Origin of the sequence: Pseudomonas oryzihabitans NBRC 102199 (genome assembly GCF_000730625.1) — a bacterium.
Classification (GTDB): Bacteria; Pseudomonadota; Gammaproteobacteria; order Pseudomonadales; family Pseudomonadaceae; genus Chryseomonas; species Chryseomonas oryzihabitans.
This window is the reverse complement of sequence record NZ_BBIT01000017.1, coordinates 24,842-46,330: the sequence shown is the minus strand read 5'-3', so window position 1 is coordinate 46,330 and position 21,489 is coordinate 24,842. Positions and strand designations below refer to the sequence as shown.

At 67.7% G+C, this 21,489-nt stretch carries 16 protein-coding genes and 2 pseudogenes; 9 read left to right on the top strand and 9 right to left on the bottom strand.

Annotated features, from left to right (window positions below):
• Positions 1-146: 146 nt before the first annotated feature.
• The 5 genes and pseudogenes from POR01S_RS24395 to POR01S_RS18150 all read right to left on the bottom strand — a co-directional run bounded on the left by POR01S_RS24395 (position 147) and on the right by POR01S_RS18150 (position 5,184).
• On the bottom strand, positions 147-911 hold the full coding sequence (locus tag POR01S_RS24395) for a methyl-accepting chemotaxis protein (protein WP_371099681.1): 765 nt from the start codon (positions 909-911) through the stop codon (positions 147-149).
• 93 nt (positions 912-1,004) lie between these two features.
• A pseudogene (locus POR01S_RS24390) lies at positions 1,005-2,036 on the bottom strand (HAMP domain-containing protein); the annotation flags it as partial.
• Between the two features lie 121 nt (positions 2,037-2,157).
• On the bottom strand, positions 2,158-2,922 hold the full coding sequence (locus tag POR01S_RS24385; protein WP_420893614.1) for a methyl-accepting chemotaxis protein: 765 nt from the start codon (positions 2,920-2,922) through the stop codon (positions 2,158-2,160).
• A gap of 93 nt (positions 2,923-3,015) precedes the next feature.
• Positions 3,016-4,050 (bottom strand): annotated as a pseudogene (locus POR01S_RS24380) (HAMP domain-containing protein); the annotation flags it as partial.
• Between the two features lie 183 nt (positions 4,051-4,233).
• On the bottom strand, positions 4,234-5,184 hold the full coding sequence (locus tag POR01S_RS18150; RefSeq protein ID WP_042137443.1) for an AEC family transporter: 951 nt from the start codon (positions 5,182-5,184) through the stop codon (positions 4,234-4,236).
• Positions 5,185-5,508: 324 nt separating this feature from the next.
• Here POR01S_RS18150 and POR01S_RS18145 point away from each other — a divergent pair, with 324 nt between their 5' ends.
• From POR01S_RS18145 to POR01S_RS18110, 9 genes are all read left to right on the top strand, one after another.
• Positions 5,509-7,941 (top strand): glucose/quinate/shikimate family membrane-bound PQQ-dependent dehydrogenase, encoded by a 2,433-nt coding sequence (locus tag POR01S_RS18145; RefSeq protein WP_042137441.1) that lies wholly within the window; start codon positions 5,509-5,511, stop codon positions 7,939-7,941.
• Positions 7,942-8,388: 447 nt separating this feature from the next.
• The gene (gene pqqF / locus POR01S_RS18140; RefSeq protein ID WP_042137439.1) at positions 8,389-10,779 is read left to right on the top strand and encodes a pyrroloquinoline quinone biosynthesis protein PqqF; all 2,391 of its coding nucleotides are present in this window, start codon (positions 8,389-8,391) and stop codon (positions 10,777-10,779) included.
• A 184-nt stretch (positions 10,780-10,963) separates the two neighbouring features.
• Positions 10,964-11,035 (top strand): pyrroloquinoline quinone precursor peptide PqqA, encoded by a 72-nt coding sequence (pqqA, locus tag POR01S_RS23505; RefSeq protein ID WP_003243383.1) that lies wholly within the window; start codon positions 10,964-10,966, stop codon positions 11,033-11,035.
• A 55-nt stretch (positions 11,036-11,090) separates the two neighbouring features.
• Positions 11,091-12,002 (top strand): pyrroloquinoline quinone biosynthesis protein PqqB, encoded by a 912-nt coding sequence (gene pqqB, locus POR01S_RS18135; RefSeq protein ID WP_027601037.1) that lies wholly within the window; start codon positions 11,091-11,093, stop codon positions 12,000-12,002.
• 5 nt (positions 12,003-12,007) lie between these two features.
• Complete coding sequence (gene pqqC / locus POR01S_RS18130; RefSeq protein WP_027598782.1) at positions 12,008-12,757, top strand: pyrroloquinoline-quinone synthase PqqC; 750 nt, start codon at positions 12,008-12,010, stop codon at positions 12,755-12,757.
• Positions 12,754-13,029, top strand: coding sequence for a pyrroloquinoline quinone biosynthesis peptide chaperone PqqD (gene pqqD / locus POR01S_RS18125; protein ID WP_007161090.1), 276 nt, complete (start codon positions 12,754-12,756; stop codon positions 13,027-13,029). The genes pqqC and pqqD overlap by 4 nt, the downstream gene beginning before the upstream one ends.
• A gap of 147 nt (positions 13,030-13,176) precedes the next feature.
• Positions 13,177-14,328, top strand: coding sequence for a pyrroloquinoline quinone biosynthesis protein PqqE (pqqE, locus tag POR01S_RS18120; protein ID WP_042137437.1), 1,152 nt, complete (start codon positions 13,177-13,179; stop codon positions 14,326-14,328).
• A gap of 322 nt (positions 14,329-14,650) precedes the next feature.
• Complete coding sequence (locus POR01S_RS18115) at positions 14,651-15,175, top strand: GNAT family N-acetyltransferase (protein WP_042137435.1); 525 nt, start codon at positions 14,651-14,653, stop codon at positions 15,173-15,175.
• 119 nt (positions 15,176-15,294) lie between these two features.
• Positions 15,295-16,701: a YncE family protein gene (locus POR01S_RS18110; protein WP_042137433.1), complete on the top strand. Its 1,407-nt coding sequence runs from the start codon at positions 15,295-15,297 to the stop codon at positions 16,699-16,701.
• Positions 16,702-17,548: 847 nt separating this feature from the next.
• Here POR01S_RS18110 and pcaC read toward each other — a convergent pair.
• From pcaC to POR01S_RS18090, 4 genes are read right to left on the bottom strand one after another with little or no spacing between them, the layout of a single operon-like run.
• Positions 17,549-17,944 carry a 4-carboxymuconolactone decarboxylase gene (pcaC, locus tag POR01S_RS18105; protein ID WP_042137431.1) on the bottom strand — a complete coding sequence of 132 codons (396 nt, stop codon included), beginning with the start codon at positions 17,942-17,944 and terminating at the stop codon, positions 17,549-17,551.
• An 11-nt stretch (positions 17,945-17,955) separates the two neighbouring features.
• Positions 17,956-18,744, bottom strand: a complete 789-nt coding sequence (gene pcaD, locus POR01S_RS18100; RefSeq protein ID WP_042137429.1) for a 3-oxoadipate enol-lactonase — start codon at positions 18,742-18,744, stop codon at positions 17,956-17,958.
• A gap of 16 nt (positions 18,745-18,760) precedes the next feature.
• Complete coding sequence (locus tag POR01S_RS18095) at positions 18,761-20,119, bottom strand: 3-carboxy-cis,cis-muconate cycloisomerase (protein WP_042137427.1); 1,359 nt, start codon at positions 20,117-20,119, stop codon at positions 18,761-18,763.
• Between the two features lie 16 nt (positions 20,120-20,135).
• Positions 20,136-21,428 carry an MFS family transporter gene (locus tag POR01S_RS18090; RefSeq protein WP_027598789.1) on the bottom strand — a complete coding sequence of 431 codons (1,293 nt, stop codon included), beginning with the start codon at positions 21,426-21,428 and terminating at the stop codon, positions 20,136-20,138.
• Positions 21,429-21,489: the final 61 nt, after the last annotated feature.

Here is a 21,489-nt window from a genome sequence, read left to right as displayed (position 1 = left end):
GGTTCACGCGCTAATTAGTTTTACTGTTTCTGACGAATGGTTCAGGAAAGATCGGCCTTCACGCACGCCTTCCTGACCTTCCGGACAGCAAAAAGGGAGAGCCGACCCCAGGTCGACGCTCCCTTTTCGCAGACTTTTCGCGCGAATCAGATGCGGAAGCCACCCACCAGCCGCTGCAGGCGACCGGCTTCGGCTTCCAGGGCGGTACAGGCCGCCAGGGTGGCCTGGAGGTTGTCCACGCCCTGCTGATTCAGCAGGTTGATCTCGCTGATATCCATGTTCAGGGTCTCCACCACCGAGGTCTGCTCCTCGGTCGCGGTGGCCACCGACTGATTCTGGCCGTCGATTTCGCCGATGCGCTCGGTCACGCTGCCCAGCCGCTCGCCGGCGCTCTTGGCCACCTGCATGCTGTGGGCACTCTGCCGCTGGCTTTCCTGCATCAGGGCCACGGCGTCGCGCGAGCCGGTCTGCAGCTCTTCGATCATCTGCTGGATCTGCTGCGCCGAACTCTGGGTGCGGCTGGCCAGGGAACGTACTTCATCTGCTACCACGGCGAAGCCACGCCCGGCCTCACCGGCCCGCGCGGCCTCGATGGCGGCGTTGAGCGCCAGCAGGTTGGTCTGTTCGGAGATGCCACGGATGACCTCGAGGATCTGGCCAATGTTGGCGGTCTTGCCGTTGAGCGCTTCGATATGCTCGCAACTGGTGCCGATCTTGCTCGACAGCGCCTGCATGGCGTGCAGGGCTTCGTCCAGCACCTCGCGGCCTTCCTCGCCCTGGGCCCGGGCGGTGCTGGCCTCACCGGAGGCATGGGCGGCGTTGCGGGCGATCTCCTGGGCGGCGGCGCCCAGCTCGTTGATCGCCGCGGCCACGCTGGTGGTGCGCTGCGCCTGCAGATCCGACTGCTGCATGGACGACTGCGACGACTCCAGCACCCGGCGGGTGCCCTGGTTGAGTTCGCCAGTGCTCTGGGCCACGTCGCGGATCGAGGTGTGGATGCGCGCCACGAACTTGTTGAAGGCCTCGGCCAGGGCGCCGAATTCGTCGCGGGCCTGCACCGGCAGGCGGCGGGTCAGGTCGCCCTCGCCTTCGGCGATGTCGGCCATGGCACGGGTCAGGTCGTGCAGCGGACGCAAGAGGACGCGGATCAGCAGGCCCAGCAGCAGGATGATGGCGATCACCGCTATCACCGTGGCGACGATGGCCAGATTGCGCGCCTGGGTCACCGGGGCATAGGCCTTGGCCTGGTCGATGGACAGGCCCAGGTACCACTTGACCGAGGGCAGGCCCTCGACCGGGGTAAAGCTCACCAGCCGCTCGCTGCCATTCTGGCTGACGGCGTGCAGACCGGGCTGCAGGGAGGGGGTCTGCTCGGGGAAGACGTCCTTGAGGGTCTTGAGCACCTGCTCGGGATGGCTGCTGACCAGCACCTTGCCGTCGCCGTCGACCAGGAAGGCTTCGCCAAGGCCGCCGACGTCGAGCGAGGTGATGATATTCACCAGCGCCGAGAGGTTGAGATCGCCGGCCACCACGCCGGCCAATTGGCCGTCACGCTGCAGCGGGGTGGCGATGGTCACGCCCAGCTGCCCGGAAGAGGCGAAGATATAGGGCGGGGTCAGCACCGTGGCGCCGGCGGCGGTGGCGGCCGCATACCAGGGCCGCTTGCGCGGATCGTAGCCGGCGGGCAGGTTGCGCAGCGGACGGGTGGTGTAGGTGCCGTCGACCTCGCCCAGGTAGGTGGAATCGAAGGTGCCGGTGTAGATCTTCTGGTCCAGCAGACCGACCAGGCCTGCGGGCGAGCGATCGCGCGCCAGGGTCTGGGCTTCGCCTTCGATGAGCTTGACCCGCGCGTCCAGCCAGTAGGCGATGTTGCCGGCGGTGACCCGGCCGGTTTCCGCGAGGTTGGCACTCAGGCTCTGGTCGATGGCCTGGCGTTGCAGATAGGCATTGAAACCGGCGGAAGCGGCCAGCGCGGTGGTGATCACCAGCGCCGCGACCAGCAGGATCTTGTGGCTGAATTTCAGGTGTCGCTTCATACAGGTCTGCGTCCGTAGCCAGGGTGGAGCCATGCCGGATTCAGGGCATGGCGGTCCTTCGTTATCGGGCACGCACGTTACGACTTGAGCGGAGCGGCACGCTCTTGTCCGCCGGCCCGCGCTAGATGCGGAAGCCACCCACCAGGCGCTGCAGACGACCGGCTTCGGCTTCCAGGGCGGTGCAGGCCGCCAGGGTGGCCTGGAGGTTGTCGACGCCCTGCTGGTTCAGCAGGTTGATCTCGCTGATGTCCATGTTCAGAGTCTCCACCACCGAGGTCTGCTCCTCGGTCGCCGTCGCGACGGACTGGTTCTGGCCGTCGATCTCACCGATGCGCTCGGTCACGCTGCCCAGCCGCTCGCCGGCGCGCTTGGCCACCTGCATGCTGTGGGCGCTCTGCCGCTGGCTCTCCTGCATCAGGGCCACGGCGTCGCGCGAGCCGCTCTGCAGCTCCTCGATCATCTGCTGGATCTGCTGCGCCGAACTCTGGGTACGGCTGGCCAGGGAACGCACCTCGTCGGCCACCACGGCGAAGCCACGCCCGGCTTCCCCCGCGCGGGCCGCTTCGATGGCCGCGTTGAGCGCCAGCAGGTTGGTCTGCTCGGAGATGCCGCGGATGACCTCGAGGATCTGGCCGATGTTGGCGGCCTTGCCGTTGAGCGCCTCGATATGTTCGCAACTGCTGCCGATCTTGGCCGACAGCGCCTGCATGGCGTGCAGGGCTTCGTCGAGCACCTCGCGGCCTTCCTCGCCCTGGGCGCGCGCGGTGCTGGCCTCGCCGGAGGCATGGGCGGCGTTGCGGGCGATCTCCTGGGCGGCGGCGCCCAGTTCGTTGATCGCCGCGGCCACGCTGGTGGTGCGCTGGGCCTGGATGTCGGACTGCTGCATGGACGACTGCGAGGCTTCCAGCACCCGGCGGGTGCCCTGGTTGAGTTCGCCGGTGCTCTGGGCCACGTCGCGGATCGAGGTGTGGATGCGCGCCACGAAGTGGTTGAAGGCCTCGGCCAGGGCGCCGAATTCATCGCGGGACTGCACCGGCAGGCGGCGGGTCAGATCGCCCTCGCCTTCGGCGATGTCGTCCATGGCGCGGGTCAGGTCGTGCAGCGGGCGCAGCAGGACGCGGATGAGGAAGCCCAGCAGCAGGATGATGGCGACCACCGCCACCAGGGTGGCGACGATGGCCAGGTTGCGCGCCTGGGTCACCGGGGCATAGGCCTTGGCCTGGTCGATGGACAGGGCCAGGTACCACTTGACCGAGGGCAGGCCCGCGACCGGGGTAAAGCTCACCAGCCGCTCGCTGCCGTTCTGCAGGACGTGATGGAAGCCCGGGGCCAGGGTCGGGGTCTGCTCCGGGAAGACCTCCTTAAGCGATTTCAGCACCTGGTCGGCGTGGCTGCTGACCAGGATCTTGCCGTCGCCGTCCACCAGGAAGGCTTCGCCCAGACCGCCGGCGTCCAGCGAGGTGATCATCTTCATCAGGCTGTCCATCACCAGGTCGCCGGCCACCACGCCGATCAGCTTGCCGTTCTGCAGGACCGGCGCGGCGATGGTGATGCACAGAAAGCTCTGCGGCGGCGCGGTCAGGTAGGGCTCGGTGAGGATGGGAGCGCCGGCGCTGACCGCGGCCTTGTACCAGTCGCGCTGGCGGGCATCGTAACCGGCCTCCATGGAGGTATGGGGGCGGTCGGTGAAGGTGCCGTCGACCTCTCCCAGGTAGGTGGAATCGAAGTTGCTCGTGTAGAGCTTCTCTTCCAGCAGGCCCACCACGTTGGCCGGGCTGCTGTCGCGGCTGAGCGCCTGGGCCTGGCTGTCGATCAGCTTGACCCGCGCGTCCAGCCAGTAGGCGATGTTGCCGGCGGTGATGCGGCCGATCTCGCCCAGCGAGGCTTCGAGACTCTGGGTGATGGCCTGGCGCTGCAGATAGGCGTTGAAGGTGGCGAAGCCGGCCAGGGCCAGGGTCACCACCAGGGCGGCCGCCAGCAGGATCTTGTGGCTGAATTGGAGCGAGCGTTTCATGGTTACCACACGTAAGACTTGGGGAGTGGGCGGCCGCTCTCCTCGCACATACTTATTGCGATAGGCATCGAGAGGGCAAATCGACCGGGGACGGTCGAGGCCGCACTATTACGCATAAATCCGACTTTTAGCTGGCGCCAACCGATAAACGTTCTCACAACGCCGATGTCTGGGCGGCGTGCCCTACAGCAGGCTGAAACCTTTCAGCAGGAGCAGCCCCAGATTGGTGGTCAGCATCCCGCCCAGGGTACTGAGCACCACGATGGTCGCTGCCAGCTGGGCATTGCTGCCGGCGGCGCGGGCCATGACGAAACTCGACGCCGCCGTCGGGCACCCGAGGTAGAGAAAGAGAATGCCCAGCGCCGGTCCCTGGATGCCCAGCGCCAGGGCGCCCAGCACGCCCAGCAGCGGAATCCAGACGATCTTCCACAGGCTGGCGCCCACCGCCAGACCGCTGCTCTCGCGCAGCGAGGCCAGCGACAGGGTGGCGCCGATGCACATCAGCGCCAGCGGCAGGGTGAGCCCGGCGAAATAGCGCGCCGAGGTGTCCAGCCAGCGCGGCAGCTGCCATTGGAAATAGGCGAAGGGAATCGCCAGCAGGATGCCGATGATCAGTGGGTTGCCGAGGATGCTGCGCAGCAGGGTGCGCCAGTTGGCCTCCAGGTGCGGACTGTAGAGCGCCAGGACGATGGCCGAGAGCACGTTGTAGAAGAGGATGACCATGCCGGCCATGATCCCGCCCACCGACAGCCCATAGTCGCCGTACTGGGTCGCCGCCAGGGCCAGGCCGACGATGCCGCAGTTGCCGCGAAAGGCGCCCTGCACATAGACCCCGCGATCGGCATGGGGACAGCGCCAGATCGCCCAGCCCCAGGCGGCCAGGAAACTCACCACCGTGGCCAGGGCGAAATAGCCCAGCAGCAGCGGTTGCAGCGCCTCGCCGAGATCGGCCTTGAGGATGCCGAGAAACAGCAGGGTCGGCATGGTGGCGCGAAACACCAGGGCCGAGGCGGTGTTGATGAAGGGGGTGTCGATCCAGCCCAGCCGCTTGAGCACGCAGCCCAGCAGCACCAGGGCGAAGACCGGGGCGGTGACGTCGAAGGTCGCCTGGACCAGGGCAAGCGCAGCGGACATGGCGGAAGGCATCGCGGGAACGGCTCGCGATGGTAGCAGGCACGACGCTCCGCGGGGCCCTTCCTTCCGTCATCGCGAAGTGACATCAGTCAATGCTTAGCTTACTATCTACCCGCCCGATTCAGACGACGCCCCCGATCCATCCCCCGCTTCGCCTCAGCGCAACCGCTCTAGCTTCCTGCCAGGGAAGCCGGCGAAGGGGTGGAACAATAAGACAGACAACAGGTTCAGACGTAGCAGACGACAGATCCGCATGCGGTTCCGATTTGCGATGTCGTCGATCGAGTCGAAGTCTCTTTTCACGATTGCATTGCGAGCGCTGCCATGACTGTCACTTCCAACGCGAGACCGGGAGGCCTGCCTGCCAGGTTACTCGGCATCCTGTTCATCCTCCTGGGCCTGGCCCTCTTGGGGCTGGGCATCAAACTGGCCACCCTCGGGGGCTCCCTGTACTACCTCGGCGGCGGCGTGCTGCTCGCCCTGAGTGGTTACCTGCTGTGCATCCGGCGGGCCAGCGGGGTCTGGGTCTATGCCTTCTTCCTGGTGATGTCCACCGCCTGGGCCGTGCTGGAAGTCCAGTTCGACTGGTGGCAGCTGGTGCCGCGCCTGGCGCTCTGGTTCGTCCTTGGCCTGGTGCTCCTGATCCCGGTGTTCCGCCGTCCGCTGGACAGCCGCAGCGGCGGCCTGCCGCTGGTCGGCTCCCTGGTGATCGCTGCGGTCGTCGCCCTGGTCGCCCAGTTCGTCAACTACAACCGTCTGGACGGTGACCTGGGCCGCGACACCGCCGGCACCCAGAGCGCCGCGCCGACCGCCGCCGATGGCGACTGGCCGTCCTATGGCCGTACCGCCTTCGGTGATCGCTACTCGCCGCTCAAGCAGATCGACGTCAACAACGTGAAGGATCTGCAACCGGCCTGGACCTTCCGTACCGGCGACATCCCCGGCCCGAACGATCCCCAGGAGACCACCGCGGAAAACACCCCGCTCAAGGTCAACGGCAAGCTCTATGTCTGCACGCCGCACAGCCAGGTGATCGCCGTGGATCCCGACAGCGGCAAGGAAATCTGGCGCTTCGATCCCAAGCTGAGCACCCAGCACGCCGACAGCTTCAAGGGCTGGGCGCACATGACCTGCCGCGGCGTGGCCTACCACGACGACGCCACCTATGCCGGCACCACTACCGCGGGCCAGAGCCCGGCCACCGGCAGTGCCGTCCCGGTCGACGAGCAGAGCACCCCGGCCGCCAGCAGTTGCCCGCGCCGCCTGTTCCTGCCCACCGCCGACACCCGCCTGATCGCCATCAACGCCGACACCGGCAAGGTGTGCAGCGACTTCGGCGACAACGGCCAGGTCGACCTGACTGCCAACATGGGCAGCTTCACGCCCGGCGGCTACTACTCTACCTCGCCGCCGGCGGTGACCCGCAACCTGGTGATCATCGGTGGCCACGTCACCGACAACGTCTCCACCGACGAGCCGTCCGGCGTGATCCGCGCCTACGACGTGCACACCGGCAAGCTGGTGTGGAACTGGGACAGCGGCAATCCGGACGCCACCGCGCCCATCGCCGCCGACGGCATCTACACCCGCAACTCGCCCAACATGTGGTCGATGATGGCCGTCGACGAAAAGGTCGGCATGGTCTATCTGCCCATGGGCAACCAGATGCCCGACCAGTGGGGCGGTGACCGTACCCCGGCCTCCGAGAAGTACAGCGCCGGCGTGGTCGCCCTCGACATCGCCACCGGCAAGGTGCGCTGGAACTATCAGTTCACCCACCATGACCTCTGGGACATGGACGTGGGCGGTCAGCCGACCCTGGTGGACATCAAGACCGAAGGCGGCGTGAACCCCGCGCTGATGGCCTCGACCAAGCAAGGCAGCATCTATGTGCTGGACCGCACCAACGGTCAGCCCATCTACCCGATCACCGAAACCCCGGTGCCCCAGGGCGCGGTGGAAGGCGACCACACCTCGCCGACCCAGCCGGTCTCCTCGATCAACCTGGCCGCGCCGACCCTCAAGGAAAGCGACATGTGGGGCGGTACGCCCTTCGACCAGGCGCTGTGCCGCATCGCCTTCCGCGAGCACCGCTACGAGGGCATCTACACCCCGCCGTCCACCCAGGGCTCGATCGTCTACCCGGGCAACTTCGGCGTGTTCGACTGGGGCGGCATCTCGGTCGATCCGGTACGCCAGATCGCCTTCCTCAACCCCAGCTACATGGCCTTCACCTCCAAGCTGGTACCGCGTGAAGAGATCGCCAACCAGCCGGCGCGCAAGAGCGAGACCGAAGGCATTCAGCCCAACAAGGGCGCGCCCTATGGCGTGATCCTGTCGGCCTTCCTGTCGCCCCTGGGCCTGCCCTGCCAAGCACCCGCCTGGGGCTACGTGGCGGGTCTCGACCTGACCACCGGCAAGCTGGTCTACAAGCACAAGAACGGCACCGTGCGCGACAACTCGCCGGTTCCGCTGCCCCTGCCCATGGGTGTGCCCAGCCTGGGCGGCACCGTCACCACTGCTGGTGGCGTGGCCTTCCTGAGCGGCACCCTGGACCAGTACCTGCGCGCCTATGACGTGAAGAACGGCAAGGAACTGTGGAAAGGCCGCCTGCCGGCCGGTGGCCAGACCACCCCCATGACCTACACCGGCAAGGACGGTCGCCAGTACGTGCTGGTCTATGCCGGCGGCCATGGCTCGCTGGGCACCAAGCAGGGTGACTACGTGATGGCCTTCGCCCTGCCCGAGAAGAAGTAAGGGCGCCCGCGCCCGAGCTCCCCTCTCCTCCGGGAGAGGGTCCGGGGCGAGGATGCTTCGAGCATTTTTGACATCCTGTTGGAATCCCCCCTCGCCCCACCCAAGAATCCCGGCCCAGCCGGGATTTTTTTCGCCTGGGTTTTTCTTTCCATGAAAAGGGCTTTGCTCCTTCCGGAAGGGAGCGGGGACGAGAGCCCCCTGGCACCCGGGGCCCCAGTGGAAAAGGCTGCGCCGTTTTCCACGCTACGGTATCGAGACCATGCCTCGCCCCAGGGAGAGGGCAAACCAAGCACAGCTCTCGCTTTTCCCCTTCTCCCCCCGGGAGAGGGCCGGGGTGAGGGCAAACCTCGACACTCCAACCGCTCTTCCCCCTCTCCCCCAGGGAGAGGGCCGGGGTGAGGGCAAACCCGCTCCATCCCCTCCACCCGACTCGGTTAAGCTACCCCCATGCCCACCTCCGCCCCCTTCCATCGCCGGCTGCGCCTGGCCAATGGCCTGGCCATCGCCCTGCTGCACGACCCCGAGCTGCCCCAGGCCGCCGCCATGGTGCGCATCGGCGCCGGCAGTCACCAGGCGCCGCGGGCCTTTCCGGGGCTGGCGCACTTTCTCGAACACCTGTTCTTTCTCGGCAGCCGGCGCTATCCGGCGGCGGACGGCCTGATGCCGCTGGTGCAGCGCCTCGGCGGTGAACTCAACGCCAGCACCCGCGAGACCACCACCGACTTCTTTTTCGCCCTGGCCCCCGAGCACCTGGCCGCCGGGCTCGCCCGGTTGCTGGACATGCTCGCCGCGCCCCTGCTGGCAGCCGACGCCCAGCGCCGCGAGCGCGAGGTGCTGCACGCCGAATTCATCGCCTGGTCGCGCAGCGCCGATACCCGTCGCGACCTGGCGCTGGCCGCCGGCCTGCCCGCCGACCATCCGGCCGCCGGCTTCCATGCCGGCAACCGTTACAGCCTGCCGCTGCAGAGCCCAACCTTCCAGGCGGCCCTGCGCGACTTCCAGCGCCAGCACTACCGGGCGGAAAATGCCCTACTGGTGCTGGCCGGGCCGCAACCGCTGGCCGAACTGGTCGACCTGGCCCGGGAACAGGGCGCCCTGCTGCCCCCTGGCCCGGCGCCCAGCGCCGTAACGCCCCAAGCGCTCCCGGCTGCAGGCGAACGCTGGCAGACCACCGCCACAACGCCCCCGACGCTGGCCGTGCAATTCGCCCTCGATGACCTGCCACCCGGCAGCTGGGAAGCGGCGGAGCTGCTGGAAACCCTGCTGCTCGGCGACCATCCCGGCGGCCTGCCGGCCCTCCTGCGCCAAGCCGGCCAGGCCGAACGACTGAGCCTCGCCTGGCCCTATCGCCAGGCCCGCCAGGGCCTGCTCCGGCTGGATCTCGTGCCCGGCCCCCAGGCCAGCCCGAGCCACCTGACCGGCATCCTGTGCCCCTGGCTGGACACCCTGCGCCAGACGCCCCTCGCCGCATTGCAGCAGGGCCACGCCGAACGCACCCAGCGCCTCTGGGCGACCCTGCCCGCCCTGGCGCTGGCAAGGCGCCTGGGTGAACGCCTCTGGCTGGATCGGCGAGGAAACGCCTGGCCACAACCGGCGCTCTCCCCGGCCGCCCAGGCCGCCTGGCCCCGGCTGCTCGCGCAACTGGTCCCGCAGCGCCTCAGCGGTTTCGCCGCCGGCCTGGCCGACTCCCCGTGCACAACAGCTCCCGCCGCCGTCCCCTTCGCCCTGCCTCCGATCAATCCTTTGCTCGCCGACCCCGTCACGCCGAGCGCCCCGACGAGGCAGTCCTGGCCGATCAGCCAGGCCCTCGCCCCCCAGCAGCGCGAAGGCCTGCTGTTTTTGCGCTGGCAATGGCCGGGACCGGCACCGGCCGCGCCCGACGTCCGGGTGCTGGGCGCGCTACCCCGGCTGGCCGCCGAAGCGGGCGTCACCCTGCGCTGGAGTCCGCCCGGGGCACCTTGGGAATTGCGGCTACAGGGCTGGGCCATGGCGCTGCCGGCGGTGCTGGAGCAGGCGCTCGGCCGCCTGACGAACGCGCTGGACCTTTCCCAGCCGCTCCCCGCAGCCTCGATCGAGCCCATGCTGATCCGCCAGTTGCTCAAGGTCCTGCCCGAGCGACTAAATGCGGTCATGCCGCTGACAGTCAATGAAGCAGACCCGCGCTGGCAGGCCCTGGCCTGTGGCCTGCCCCAGGCGGCGCAGGCGTCCCTGGCCGCCCTCACGCCGCCGCCTCGGCCCCAGGCCGGGCCGCTGGGCGAACCGCCGGGCTGCACCGGTCGCCACTGGCACCACGAACCCAGCGCCGATGCCCAGCAGGCGCTGCTGCTGTTCTGTCCGCAACCCGATGCGCGCCCCGCCACCGAAGCCGCCTGGCGGCTGTTGGCGGCGCGCCTGCAAGGACCGCTGTTCCAGCGCCTGCGCAGCGAGCGGCAACTGGGCTATGCGGTGTTTTCCGCCTATCGCCTGCTGGGCGATCACGGTGGCCTGCTGATCGGCGTGCAGTCGCCCCAAGCCCGGGCGGCGGAGATCCTCGCGGAAATCGAAGGCTGCCTGGCCGACAGCCGCAACGCGGTGCAGGCCGAGGCCATGACGCTGGCAGAAGACATCGGTCAGCTGGGGCGCGACTTCAGCCCCGCCACCCCTCAGCGCGCCGCCCTGGCCGAGCGGCTCTGGTGGGGCTTCCAGCGCAGTGGGGCGCTGGATCTCGCGCCCCTGCAGCAGGCCCTGGCCGCCCTGGATGACGGGGCCCTGCAGCAGGCCTGGCAACAACTCACCGCCAGCGACGCGCCGCGCTTCGCCCTGGCCAATGCCCACGCGCCATCCGGCTGGATGTCATAGCTTTCAACACTTTCCCGGGAGCGTCGGCCGGCCTTGGCGGTCAATCTGTTGCAGGATCGGTAAGACAGTTATGTCCGCCGGACCGCCAGCGATTCGTCGCGGCAAAAACCCTTAGCTAGGTAACATTTGTTAGACTTAACGACCGGATCCTTCCGGCTTTCGCAGTCAAAAGAGGAGACCTCCCATGTGGACCAAGCCTGCTTACACTGACCTGCGCATCGGCTTCGAAGTCACCATGTACTTCGCCAACCGTTGATGCGCCCCACGCCCCGGTTCGCCGGGGCGTACTTTTTCCAGGTTTAGCCTTTCCCATGCATATCCAGATTCTCGGCTCCGCCGCCGGCGGTGGCTTTCCCCAGTGGAACTGCAATTGCGTCAATTGCGACGGCTTCCGCAAGGGCACCCTCAGGGCCCAGGCCCGTACCCAGTCTTCCATCGCCCTGTCCGACGACGGGGTGAATTGGATCCTGTGCAACGCCTCGCCCGACATCCGCGCCCAGCTGGCCGGCTTCGCCCCGCTGCAGCCGGCGCGGGCCCTGCGTGACACCGGCATCCGCGCCATCGTCCTGCTGGACAGCCAGATCGACCACACCACCGGCCTGCTCAGCCTGCGCGAAGGCTGCCCCCACGAGGTCTGGTGCACCGAGATGGTCCACCAGGACCTCACCACCGGCTTTCCGCTGTTCAACATGCTCGAACACTGGAACGGCGGGCTCAGTTGGCAGCCCATCGCCCTGAGCGGCAGCTTCACCATCCCGGCCTGTCCGAATCTGGAATTCACGCCCTTCCCGCTGCGCAGCGCCGCACCGCCCTATTCGCCCCATCGCCACGATCCGCACCCGGGCGACAACCTGGGGCTGCTGGTCCACGACCGACGCACCGGCGGCAAGCTGTTCTATGCCCCGGGCCTGGGCCAGCCGGACGCCGCCCTGCTGGAGCTGATGGGCCAGGCCGACTGCCTGCTGGTGGACGGCACGCTCTGGACCGATGACGAGATGCAGCGTCGCGGCGTGGGCACCCGGACCGGCACCGAGATGGGCCACCTGCCGCAGAGCGGCCCCGGCGGCATGCTGGAGGTGCTGGCCGGCTTCGAGCGCCAGCGCAAGGTGCTGATCCACATCAACAACACCAATCCGATCCTGGACGAAGACTCCCCCGAGCGCGCCATCGTCGCGCGCCAGGGCGTGGAAGTCGCCTGGGACGGCATGTCCATCGAGTTGTGAACGCCATGCCCGACGCCCTTACGCCCGCCGAATTCGAAGCCGCCCTGCGCGCCAAGGGCGACCTCTACCACATCCACCACCCCTATCACGTGGCCATGTACCAGGGCCGCGCCAGCCGCGAGCAGATCCAGGGCTGGGTGGCTAACCGCTTCTACTACCAGGTCAACATCCCGCTCAAGGACGCCGCCATCCTGGCCAACTGCCCGGATCGCGAGATCCGTCGCGAATGGGTGCAGCGCATCCTCGACCACGACGGCGAGCCCGGCAGCGAAGGTGGCATCGAGGCCTGGCTGCGCCTGGCCGAGGCCACCGGCCTGGACCGCGAGCAGGTGCTCTCCCAGGAACTGGTGCTGCCCGGGGTGCGCTTCGCGGTGGACGCCTACGTCAATTTCGCCCGTCGCGCCTCCTGGCAGGAAGCCGCCAGCAGCTCCCTGACCGAACTGTTCGCGCCGCAGATCCACCAGTCGCGCCTGGACGCCTGGCCGACCCACTATCCCTGGATCGATCCGGCCGGCTACGAGTACTTCCGCACCCGCCTGGGCCAGGCCCGCCGCGACGTCGAGCACGGTCTGCAGATCACCCTGCAGCACTACACCACCTGGGAGTCCCAGCAGCGCATGCTGGAGATCCTGCAGTTCAAGCTGGACATCCTCTGGACCATGCTCGACGCCATGAGCATGGCCTACGAACTGCACCGCCCGCCCTATCACAGCGTCACCGCCGAGCGCCGCTGGCACCGAGGAATCGACCTATGAGCTTCGACCGCACCCAGGTGCCGCGCTGGCGCCCCGGCTATCGCTTCCAGTTCGAGCCGGCGCAGGACGCCCATGTGCTGCTCTATCCCGAGGGCATGATCAAGCTCAACGACAGCGCCGCCGCCATCGGCGGGCTGATCGACGGCCAGCGTGACGTGGCCGCCATCATCGCCGTCCTCGACGAACGCTTCCCCGGCGTGCCCGAGCTGGGCGCCGACGTCGAACAATTCATGGAGGTCGCTCGTGCAGAGCACTGGCTCCTGCTCGGCTAAGCCTTATTCGAGAAGTCGCCGAGCGAAGGTTAGGCAAGGCAGAAACCCGCGAGGAAGCGGAGTTTACAAATGGTAAATGAGCATTCCGAGCGGGTTTCTAACGCAGCATCACCGAGCGCAGGCACTTCTCAACTGCCTGAAGTGCCCATGCAACTCCCGCAGCCGCCGGCGGTAGGCAAGCACAACGTCGGCCTGCCGCTGTGGCTGCTGGCCGAGGTCACCTATCGCTGTCCGCTGCAGTGCCCCTATTGCTCCAATCCCCTGGACTTCGCCGCCCAGGGTCGTGAGCTGACCACCGAACAGTGGTTCAAGGTGATGGCCGAGGCGCGGGAGATGGGCGCCGCCCAGATCGGCTTTTCCGGCGGCGAGCCCCTGGTGCGCCAGGACCTCGCCGAGCTGATCCGCGAGGCGCGCCGGCTGGGCTACTACACCAACCTCATCACCTCCGGCATCGGCCTCACCGAGGCGCGCATCGCCGAATTCAAGGAAGCCGGCCTGGACCATATCCAGATCAGCTTCCAGGCCAGCGACGAACAGGTGAACAACCTGCTGGCCGGCTCGAAGAAGGCCTTCGCCCAGAAGCTGGCCATGGCCAAGGCGGTCAAGGCCCATGGCTATCCGATGGTGCTCAACTTCGTCACCCACAGGCACAACATCGATCGCATCGACCAGATCATCGACCTCTGCCTGGCCCTGGAAGCCGACTTCGTCGAACTCGCCACCTGCCAGTTCTACGGCTGGGCGGAACGCAATCGCGCCGGCCTGTTGCCGACCAAGGCCCAGCTGGAGCGCGCCGAGCGCATCACCAACGAGTACCGTGCGCGCCTCAAGGCCGAGAACCACCCCTGCAAGCTGATCTTCGTCACCCCGGACTACTACGAAGAGCGCCCCAAGGCCTGCATGGACGGCTGGGGCAAGCTGTTCCTGACCATCACGCCGGACGGCACCGCCCTGCCCTGCCACGGCGCCCGGCAGATGCCCATCGCCTTCCCCAACGTGAAGGAGCAGGACCTCAGGCACATCTGGTACGACTCCTTCGGCTTCAACGTCTACCGCGGCTACGACTGGATGCCCGAGCCCTGCCGTTCCTGCGACGAGAAGGAAAAGGACTACGGCGGCTGCCGCTGCCAGGCCTTCATGCTCACCGGCGATGCCCGCAACGCCGATCCGGTCTGCGCCAAGTCCCCGCACCACGACCTCATCCTCGCCGCCCGCCAGGAAGCCGAGACCGCGACCCAGCGGATCGAAGATCTGCACTTCAGGAACGAGCGTAATTCGCGGCTGATCGCCAAGGCCTAAGAGCCTGCTCAAAATCTGCTGCGCGTCGGCCAAACGGCGTTGAAAATGGCCTGGAAGGCCAGCCCCGTCGGAATGCTCATTTACCACTCGTAAACTCCGCTTCCTCAGCCATTTTCGCCTTGTTTGGCTCTAGCTCGCGAGATTCTGAACAGGCTCTAAGGCCGGCGGCGGCGCCAGGCACGCCAAGGTCGCCGCTGGAATCCAGGCCCCCGCGCCAAGGCGCAGGCTAGCGGCGGGACTCACCACCCACGGCTCCGAGGCGTTTGCCTCCCGGCCGGGCAGTGACCATACTGCCCGGCCGGACCTTTTCCCCCGCCTCGTCATGCCTTCGATACGCCCGCTGCGCCCCGCCGACCTCCCGGCCGTCCTCGCCATCCAGGCGGCCAACTACCCCGCCGACCTGCTCGAAGACCACGCCTTCTACGCCAATCGCCTGGAGCTCGCCCCGGAACACTGCTGGGCGGCCCTGGACACCGAGGCGCGGCTGCAGGGCTATCTGATCGCCTATCCCTGGGACGACGGCCTGCCACCGGCGCTGGGCGCCCGCCTGGAGCAGCTGCCGGGCGCGGCCTCGACCTGGTTCCTGCACGACTGCGCCGTGCATCCCGCCGCCCAGGGCCAGGGCGTGGCCGGGCGGCTCTATCGCCACGCCAAGGGCCAGGCCCGACGCGCCCGCCTGCGCCAGGGGCGGCTGGTGTCGCTGTCCAACGCCATCGGCTACTGGCAGCGCCATCACTATCACCCGGTTCCGGCCGACGCCGCGCTCGAGGCCAAGCTGGCCGGCTATGGCGCCGGCGCCTGCCTGATGCAGCGCACCCTCGATACCCCGGACAGCGACAAAGCGTAAAACCTGCAAATCTAAATGCAAGTATTTCGCTTTCGCCTTAACATGACCTAGCCCAGGATGGCCTCCGCTGCCCGGCGCTCTGGCGCGGGTATCTTGATCGCCGCTACAAGGAATCCCTGATGAACATCGCTCCAGCGTCTTCGGCCAAGGGCCGGCGCGTCTTTTCCGTCACCCTGCTGGCCGCCCTGCTGGCGCTGGGCGGGCAAGCCGCCCAGGCGCGCTCCAGCTTCGAAGCCCCCGATCCGGACTACCACGGCGAGATCAAGGCCAGTCCTGTCACCGGCACCGCCATCCTGGCCGGCAGCGAGGTCGCGCTGGACGGCCGTGGCTTCACCCCCGGTCAGCAGATCACCCTGTCGCGCGGTGGCGTGGCGCTCAACCCCGACGCCGCCTACGTGGCCGACGCCCAGGGCAACTTCAAGGCGACCCTGCGCATCCCCGAAGACGCCGCCCCCGGCCAGCACCCCATCGTCATCAGCACCGCCCAGCCCTCGGGCGCCGCGGTCTTCCCGCTCAAGGTCTCGCCGGTGGTGCCGCTGTCCGGCGCCGAGGCCTATAGCCTCACCGCGGTCAAACTGGTCCCCGGCCTCTACCAGGTGGACAGCAGCGCCAAGACCGGCGCCCTCTTCGTCACCTCGGCCGTGGGCCGCCCGCCGGTCAAGGTCTCGCAGCTGCTCAAGCTCGATCCCAAGGACCTGTCCATCCAGCGCCAGATCACCCCGGCCGCCGCCCCGGGCCAGGACGCCGGCGTCTACGCGGTCTACGGCGTGGGCGTGGACGATCGTAACGGCACCGTCTGGACCACCAATACCCGGCAGAACACCGTGGCGGTCTATCGCCAGAGCGACCTAGGCCTGGTCAAGCAATTCGAACCCGGCCTCGTGCCCCATGCCCACACGGTGGTGGTCGACGAGAAACTCGACCGCGCCTTCGCCTCGGCGGCCATGACCCCGGACATCGTCAGCTTCGACGCCAAGACCCCGGCCGTGCGCAAGCACATCGCCATCGAATCGGGCGTGCGCGGCGAGCAGTTCGCCGTGGTCGGCATGCACCTGGACCCGGCGGTGCACAAGCTCTACGCCGTCAGCCTGAAGACCAACGAAGCCGCGGTGATCGACGCCAAGACCGAGCAGGTCGAGAAGGTCTTCCCGATCCAGGGCGCCAAGACCCCCATGGCCGTGGCCCACGATCCCCAGACCGATCGCCTGTTCATCACCGCCCAGGGCAGCGACAACCTGCTGATCGTCGACGCCAAGACCGGCAAGACCCTGCACAACGTCACCACCGGTGCCGGGGCGCTGAACGTGGCCTTCGACCCGGTCAAGCGCCTGGCCTACGTGACCAACCGCGGCGCTGGCACCCTGACCGTGGTCGACCCGGACGGCACCATCAAGGCCAACCTGGAACTGGGCACCTACCCCAACCACGCGGTGGTGGATGGCAAGGGCGTGGTCTACGCGGTCAACAAGGCCAAGGGGCAGGATGATGCCGAGGGGGATCGGATTACGCGGGTAGTGACCAAGTAAGGGGCCTGAGGCCCTGTGGCTGGGCAGGGCTGCCTTCGTACAGAGCGACTGCCCTATCGCGGTCATGGACCGCTCCTACAGTTTCGAACTCCTGCTGTAGGAGCGGTCCATGACCGCGATAAGGGCATGATTTCAGCCTTGAACTGCGCGCCGTGCAGGTGCCCTGGCTGTTTATTGAGTTCTGCTGATGCCCCTGGTTTCGCCTGGCCGGCGACTCACTTTTCTTTGCTTGCGGATCGCCGCCCGGTGCAAAGAAAAGTAAGCAAAAGAAAGCACACCCCAACAGTTCGGCCTCACTGACGGGGACGGAGCGCCAGCCTGAGGCTTCCGTATTCAGAAGATTCGTAGCGTGGAAAACCGCGCAGCGTTTTCCACTGAGGGAGTAAGGCCTATCGCGTGGACAAGGCTGCGCCGTTGTCCACCCTACCGGTTTGCACCCAAGGCATCAGGCTAGCGAATCGCCCCGTTCAGGAGGGCGAACGCCAGTGTCGTGAAGTGGGGCGAGCCGCATGGATACGGCGAGAGGTCCAGTGGGCCATGGACGGCCCATCTGGACCGACCCCGGAACGGCGCTGGCGTGAGCGGACCCGGAGCGAAGCGGAGGGCCGGATGGTCGGGGCAAGCGTTTTTGCTTACTTTTTTGCGGGGCGCGCAGCCGCGACTGAAAAAAGTAAGTCGCCCGGGTGGGCGAAACAAAAACCTTCAAAGCGCTCGATAACCAGCCCTGGCACCCAATAGCACAGGCGTTGGGCTTCGCTAACGCTCAACCCAACCTACGCCCAACAACCAACGCCCGCCAAATCCAACCCGGCGGGCATCATCCAAACAGGGGCCAAAGGGGGGAAACTCACCCCTCCAGCGACTCCACCCCCAACTCATCCCACACCGTCTCCGCCAGATGGAAGGTGGCATTGGCCGCCGGGATGCCGCAGTAGATGGCGCTCTGCATGATCAGCTCCTTGATCTCCTCCCGCGTCACCCCGTTGCTGCGGGCGGCGCGCAGGTGCAGGCGCAGTTCGCCTTCGCGGTTCATGCCGATCAGCATGGCGATGGTGATCAGGCTGCGGGTGTGCCGCGGCAGGCCCGGGCGGGTCCAGATGTCGCCCCAGGCGTGGCGGGTGATCATCTCCTGGAATTCTTCGTTGAAGGGGGTCAGCTTTTCCAGGCTGCGATCGACGTGGGCGTCGCCCAGCACCGCCCGGCGGACCTGCATGCCGGCTTCGTAACGTTCTCTTTCGTCCAAGATCGACTCCTTCAGGCGCTGAGAAAGGCCAGCACGCGCTGGGTAAAGGCAGCGCCCATCTGCACGTTGGACAGGTGGGCGGCGGGAAACTCGACGTACTCGGCGCCGGGGATGCGTTCCTGCAGGAAGCGCCCGTCGGCCGGGGTGGTCACGGCGTCGTGGGTGCCGGCGACGATCAGCGTCGGGGCCTGGATGGCGTCCAGCACCTCGCGGAAGTCGGCGTCGCGTACCGCCGCGCAGTTGGCGGCATAGCCCTGGGGCGGGGTGCTGGCGAGCATGGCGACGATGCGGTCGACCTTCTCCGGTTCGGCGCTGGCGAAGTCAGGGGTGAACCAGCGGCCGATGGAGGCATCGCGCAGGTCGCGCATGGCCTGCTCGCCGCCGGCTTCGACGGTCTGGATGCGGGTGTTCCAAACCTCCGGGGTGCCGATCTTGGCGCCGGTGTTGCACAGCACTAGACGGGTGACCCGCTCGGGGGCGTTGATGCCCAGCCACTGGCCGATGGAGCCGCCCATGGACAGGCCACAGAAGGCGAAGCGGTCGATACCCAGGGCGTCGGCCAGGGCCAGGACGTCACGGCCGTTCTGATCCATGCGATAGGGGCCGGGCGTCACCAGGGAGGCGCCGTGACCACGGGTGTCGTAACGCAGCAGGCGAAAGCGCTCGCTGAAGGCGGCGGCCTGGTCGTCCCACATGGCCAGGTTGGTGCCCAGGGAATTGGACAGGATCAGCACGGGGGCGCCCTCGGGGCCCTCCAGCCGGTAGTTCAGGTCGCCATCGGCGAGACGTACGCTGGGCATCAGGCAGTCCTCTGGTTTAGGAATGGGTAGGCAGGGTGCGATGTTCGGCCAGGGCGCGGGCCACCCAGGCCCGGGCCTGGCCCTGGTAATGGGCGGGGTCCAGCAGGCGATCCAGCTCGGCGCTGGAGAGTTCGGCGGTGACCTCGGGGGTATCGCCGAGCACCAGACGCAGATGGCGACCCTCCTGGACGGCGCGCTTGCAGCTCTGCTCCACCAGGTGGTGAGCGGCCTCGCGCCCCAGGCGTCCGGCGAGGGCGATGCTGACCGCCTCGGCCAGCACCAGGCCGTGGGTCAACTCCAGATTGGCCTGCATGCGCGCGGCATCCACCTCCAGCCCGGCGACGATGGCCTGGGCCTGCTGCAGGGCGCCGGAGACCAGGCAGAACAGCTCCGGCAGGGTTTCCCATTCGGCATGCCAGAGTCCCAGGCTGCGCTCGTGCTCCTGGGGCATGGCGGAAAACAGGGTGCTGACCAGACCCGGCGCGCGGGTGGCAGCGGCGATCAGCACCGCGGCGCCGACCGGATTGCGTTTGTGCGGCATGGTGGAGGAGCCACCCTTGCCCGGCGCCGAAGGCTCGAACACCTCGGCGGCCTCGGTCTGCATCAGCAGCGACAGATCGCGCCCGAGCTTGCCCAGGCTGCCGGCCACCAGGCCCAGCCAGGCGCCGACCTCGACTAGGCGATCGCGCTGGGTGTGCCAGGGTTGCTCCGGCAGGCTCAGCCCCAGCTCGCGGGCCAGGGCCTCGGCCACCGGCAGGGCGTCAGCGCCCAGGGCGGCCAAGCTGCCCGAGGCGCCGCCGAATTGCAGCACCAGCACCCGCGGCCGCAACTCGGCCAGGCGCTGGCGGTGCCGGGTGATGGCGCCCAGCACCCCGGCCAGTTTCATGCCCAGGGTCACGGGCGTCGCATGTTGCAGCCAGGTCCGGCCGGCCAGCACGGTGCCGGCATGGCGCTCGGCCTGGATGGCCAGGGCCTCGGCCAGCCGTGCCAGGTCGGCGTCCAGCAGGTCCAGCGCCTGGCGGATCTGCAGGACCAGACCGCTGTCCATGGCGTCCTGGCTGGTGGCACCGCGGTGCACATGGCGCTCGGCCTCGGGGTCCTGGGCGGCGATCTGCCGGCCCAGGGCCTTGACCAGCGGTATGGCGGAATTGCCGGCGCTGACCACGGCCCGGGCCAGCTCGGCCGCGTCATAGCGCTCGGCGCGGCAGGCGGCGGCGATGGGCGCTACCGCCGTCTGGGGGATTACCCCCACCGCCGCCTCGGCGCGCGCCAGGGCCGCTTCGAAGTCCAGCATGCCCTGCAGTCGCCCCTGGTCACAGAACACCGCACGCATGGCGGCCTGGGTGAAGTAGGCGTCGAACAGCAGGTTGGACATGGGGATTCCTCGGGGCTCAGTGGTCGTGATGCAGGTAGGTGGCCTGCCGCGGCAATCTCAGGCTGACCAGGAAGGCCACCGCCAGCATCACCGAGACGTAGATGTAGAAGACTTCTTCATGCCCCTGGGTCTTGAAGCTCAGGGCGACGAATTCCGCCGAGCCGCCAAAGACCGCATTGGCCACCGCATAGGACAGGCCCACGCCCAGGGCGCGCACTTCCGGCGGGAACATCTCCGCCTTCACCAGGCCGCTGATGGAGGTGTAGAGGCTGATGATGGCCATCGCCAGGCAGATCAGCAGGAAGGCCACGAAGGGACTCTGGACGCTGGCCAGCGCGGTGAGGATCGGCCAGGTGCAGACCGTGCCCAGGCCGCCGAACAGCAGCATGGAGGCGCGCCGGCCGATGCGGTCGGAGAGCATGCCGAACAGCGGTTGCATCAGCATGAACACCAGCAGGGCGCAGGTCATCACGGCACTGGCGGTCTTGGCGTCCATGCCGCTGGTGTTGACCAGGTACTTCTGCATGTAGGTGGTGAAGGTATAGAAGATCAGCGAGCCGCCGGCGGTGTAGCCGAGCACGGTGAAGAAGGCCGCCTTGTGGTGCTTGAACAGGCCGCTCAAGGTGCCGGCTTCCTTGTTGGCGCGGGTCTCGGCGGTGGTGGTCTCTTCCAGCGAGCGACGCAGGAACAGCGAGATCACCGCCGCGGCGGCGCCGACCAGGAAGGGAATCCGCCAGCCCCAGGCACGCAGGTCGGCGTCGCTGAGCACCTGCTGCAGGATCACCACCACCAGCACCGCCAGCAACTGGCCGCCGATCAGGGTGACGTACTGGAAGGAGGCGAAGAAGCCGCGCTGGCCACGCAGCGCCACCTCGCTCATGTAGGTGGCGGTGGTGCCGTATTCACCGCCCACCGAGATGCCTTGCAGCAGCCGCGCGAGCAGCAGCAGGGCCGGCGCCGCGACGCCGATGCTGGCATAGGTGGGCAGGCAGGCGATGGCCAGGGAGCCGGCGCCCATCATCAGGATGGAGATGACCATGGAGGTGCGCCGGCCGTACTTGTCGGCGATGCGCCCGAAGATCCAGCCGCCCAGGGGCCGCATCAGGAAGCCCGCGGCGAAGACGCCGGCGGTGCTCAGCAACTGCACGGTGGGATCGCTCTTGGGGAAGAAGGCGGCGGCGAAGTAGATGGAGCAGAAGGCGTAGACGTAGAAGTCGAACCATTCCACCAGGTTGCCGGACGAGGCGCCGACGATGGCGAAGATGCGCTTCTTGCGCTCCTCGAAGCTGTAATGCGGGTGAGTGCTCATGGAGATCCTTAATTATAGGTATGGATGGACGGAGGACAGCCTACCGCCATCGGACCAGGAG